A 3,594-nucleotide genomic window follows, 5' to 3' on the forward strand; every position below is an offset into this window, starting at 1 on the left:
AGATCTTCGCCAACGGAAGGAAAAAATCCAGCTAGGCGGGGGAACAAAAAGAATTGCTGATCAACATGAAAAAGGCAAGCTGACAGCAAGAGAGAGAATCAATTTATTGTTTGATGAGGGAACTTTTGTAGAAATTGATGCCTTCGTAAAACATAGATGCACAAACTTTGGTTTAGAAAAGGTTGAAACTCCAGGAGAAGGGGTTGTAATTGGCTATGGCATGGTGGATGGCAGATTGGTTTATGCCTATGCCCAAGACTTTACAGTTCTTGGGGGTTCCTTAGGTCAGATGCACGCGCAAAAGATTTCGAAAATTCAAGATTTAGCATTAAAAATGGGAGCGCCAGTCATTGGAATTAACGATTCAGGTGGTGCTAGAATACAAGAGGGTGTAGATGCATTATCAGGTTATGCCCATATATTCTATCGTAATACCATTGCTTCTGGAGTCATACCACAAATTACTGCTATCATGGGACCTTGTGCTGGTGGGGCAGTTTATTCCCCTGCATTAACTGATTTTATCTTCATGGTGGATAAAACAAGTCAAATGTTTATCACAGGACCACAGGTTATTAAGACAGTAACTGGTGAAGAAGTAACTGCAGAGGCTCTTGGTGGAGCCATGACTCATAACCGGACTAGCGGTGTAGCACATTTTGTTTCTGCTAATGATGAGGCTTGTATAGCAGAAATTAGAAGATTACTTAGCTTTTTACCATCAAATAACATGGAAAATGCACCGATTTATGAAACAGAAGATGATATTAACAAAATCATTCCAGAATTAGATGATATTATTCCTGAAAGTCCAAATAAGCCTTACGATATGAAAGATGTAATTACAAGAATTGCAGATGATGGAGATTTCTTTGAGGTACAGCCATATTATGCAATGAACATCATTACTGGTTTTATGAGATTAAATGGCCAATCTGTTGGGATTATTGCAAATCAACCAAAAGTATTAGCTGGCTGCCTAGATATCAATGCTTCTGATAAAGCTGGAAGATTTATTAGAACCTGTGATGCCTTTAATATTCCGATATTAAATCTTGTAGATGTTCCTGGTTTCTTACCTGGTACGAATCAAGAATATGGTGGTATCATACGACATGGAGCAAAAATGCTTTATGCCTACAGTGAAGCTACAGTGCCATTGATTACATTAATATTAAGAAAAGCCTATGGTGGAGCCTACATTGCTATGTGTTGTAAAGAATTAGGAGCTGACGTGGTATTAGCATGGCCAACAGCTGAAATTGCCGTTATGGGACCTGAAGGTGCAGCAAACATTATTTTCAGAAAAGAAATAGCTGATGCAGAGGATCCACAGGCTGCTAGGGCAGAAATCATTGCTAATTACAAGGCAGAGTTTGCTACCCCTTATAAAGCTGCCGAAAGAGGTTATGTAGATGATATTGTTGAACCATCAGCTACTAGACCAAGGCTAATCGATGCTTTAAATATGTTGGCTAGCAAACGAGAAACAAGACCACCTAAAAAGCATGGAAATTTACCAGTATAATAGGACGGGAATTGAAAAAGAGGTGATCAATCAATGAGTTTAATGGAGAGAATGAAAGTAGCTTCCGATCTGCAAAGTATGTCAGCGGGAGAAAAGCTTTTCGGTAGTATACAGGTGGCTTTATTTGGTATAGCTGTTGTATTTTTAGCTTTGTTCTTATTGTTTGTAATCATTAAGGCGCTAGAAGTGACAATGAACCAAGCAGAAGATAAGCATAAAGCTTCTGTTGCAAAAAAAGAAGCAGCTAAGACTCAAACACAAACACCTGCTAAGGTAGAAGAAAAGGTGGAGGAAGAAGTACCTGAGGATGATATGCAATTGGTAGCTGTGATTACTGCAGCTGTAGCTGCAAGCTTACACACTTCTACTCATAATATCATTGTTAGAAATATTGTAAGGGTACCAGAGACAACACCTGCTTGGGGAAAGCTAGGACGTATGCAACAGGTAAATAGAATAGAATAAGGAGTCTATGACAATTATCTATATTTTAAAAATCAAAAGCGTTAAAGAAAATCTTAAAAGGACTACGGATTAAGGAGGAATTGTACAATGAAAAAGTTTAATATCACTGTAAATGGTGTTAGTTATGAAGTGGAAGTAGAAGAAATCAAGGATGGTGTTACTGTAGCACCAAGGGCAGCAGCACCAGCGCCGAAGCCAGCAGCACCAGCACCTGTGACAGCACCAAAACCAGCGGCTCCAGCGCCAAAGCCAGCAGCAGCACCAGCAGGTGCTACAACTGTAGAGGCACCATTACCTGGTAATGTATGGAAGGTATTGGTTAAAGAAGGCCAAGAAGTAAAAGAAGGAGACGTATTAATTATACTAGAAGCTATGAAAATGGAAAACGAAATTTATGCTCCAGCCAATGGCGTAGTAGCAGCAGTTCATGTGAATGAAGGTGCATCTGTAAATGGTGGAGATGTATTAGTATCCTTAAAGTAGGGACATCAAAATTCATTGAAAGGAGATGCACATATGATTGAAGTACTAATAGATTTTTTTGGGAGTGGCGGTATTCCCAGTATGACCTGGCAACAATTATTAATGCTTATTGTTTCTTGTGTATTATTATATCTAGCTATTGGCAAGAAATTCGAACCATTATTGTTGGTTCCTATTGCCTTTGGTATGTTGATGACAAATTTACCTTTAAGTGGGGTTATGGACGAAGGCGGACTGCTTAATTACTTTTATTATGGAATTAAGTTAGGTATTTTCCCACCCCTTATTTTCCTAGGGGTTGGAGCAATGACAGACTTTGGTCCTCTTATTGCAAATCCTAAGAGTTTGTTCTTAGGAGCAGCTGCCCAATTTGGTATCTTCTTTACCTTTATTGGGGCTATTATGTTGGGTTTTACAGGACAAGAGGCTTCGTCTATTGCTATTATTGGTGGTGCTGATGGCCCAACGGCTATCTTCTTAACCTCACAGTTGGCTCCTCATTTGCTGGGACCAATCGCAGTAGCAGCTTATTCTTATATGGCCTTAGTACCAATTATTCAGCCACCAATCATGAAGGCTCTTACCTCCAAAAAAGAGCGTATGATTAAGATGGAGCAGTTAAGAAATGTATCAAAATTAGAAAAAATCCTTTTCCCTATATTAGTTACCATTGTTGTATCACTGTTACTTCCATCAGCCACACCGTTGGTTGGGATGCTGATGTTTGGTAACCTGCTTAAAGAATCTGGGGTAACCGATCGTCTTTCTAAAACAGCACAAAATGAATTAATCAATATCGTTACCATTTTACTAGGTATTAGTGTTGGTGCAACAGCACAAGCAGAACAATTCCTACAATGGGGTACAATTCAAATTATTGTTTTAGGAGTTCTTGCCTTTGCAGTAGGTACAGCTGGAGGAGTTTTATTAGGAAAGCTTATGAACAAGCTTATGGGTGGAAATGCTATCAACCCATTAATTGGTTCTGCAGGGGTATCTGCTGTACCAATGGCAGCCAGAGTTTCACAGGTTGTTGGACAGAAAGAAAATCCTAGCAACTTTCTATTAATGCATGCTATGGGACCGAACGTTGCAGGAGTTATCGGTTCAGCAGTAGC

General features: G+C 39.4%; 4 protein-coding genes. All 4 read left to right on the plus strand.

The window, feature by feature from the left end; all coding sequences use genetic code 11:
* Positions 1 to 1,528: methylmalonyl-CoA decarboxylase subunit alpha (mmdA, locus tag CHB72_RS25420; protein ID WP_141131613.1), on the plus strand; the 1,528-nt coding region annotated here is incomplete at its 5' end.
* 33 nt (positions 1,529 to 1,561) lie between these two features.
* Complete coding sequence (locus tag CHB72_RS25425) at positions 1,562 to 1,993, plus strand: OadG family transporter subunit (protein WP_089285660.1); 432 nt, start codon at positions 1,562 to 1,564, stop codon at positions 1,991 to 1,993.
* Positions 1,994 to 2,080: 87 nt separating this feature from the next.
* Positions 2,081 to 2,476: a biotin/lipoyl-containing protein gene (locus CHB72_RS25430; protein ID WP_089285661.1), complete on the plus strand. Its 396-nt coding sequence runs from the start codon at positions 2,081 to 2,083 to the stop codon at positions 2,474 to 2,476.
* A gap of 33 nt (positions 2,477 to 2,509) precedes the next feature.
* On the plus strand, positions 2,510 to 3,594 hold a 1,085-nt coding region (locus CHB72_RS25435; RefSeq protein WP_089285662.1), incomplete at its 3' end, for a sodium ion-translocating decarboxylase subunit beta.

Source organism: Anaerovirgula multivorans, from assembly GCF_900188145.1.
Lineage (GTDB): Bacteria > Bacillota > Clostridia > Peptostreptococcales > Natronincolaceae > Anaerovirgula > Anaerovirgula multivorans.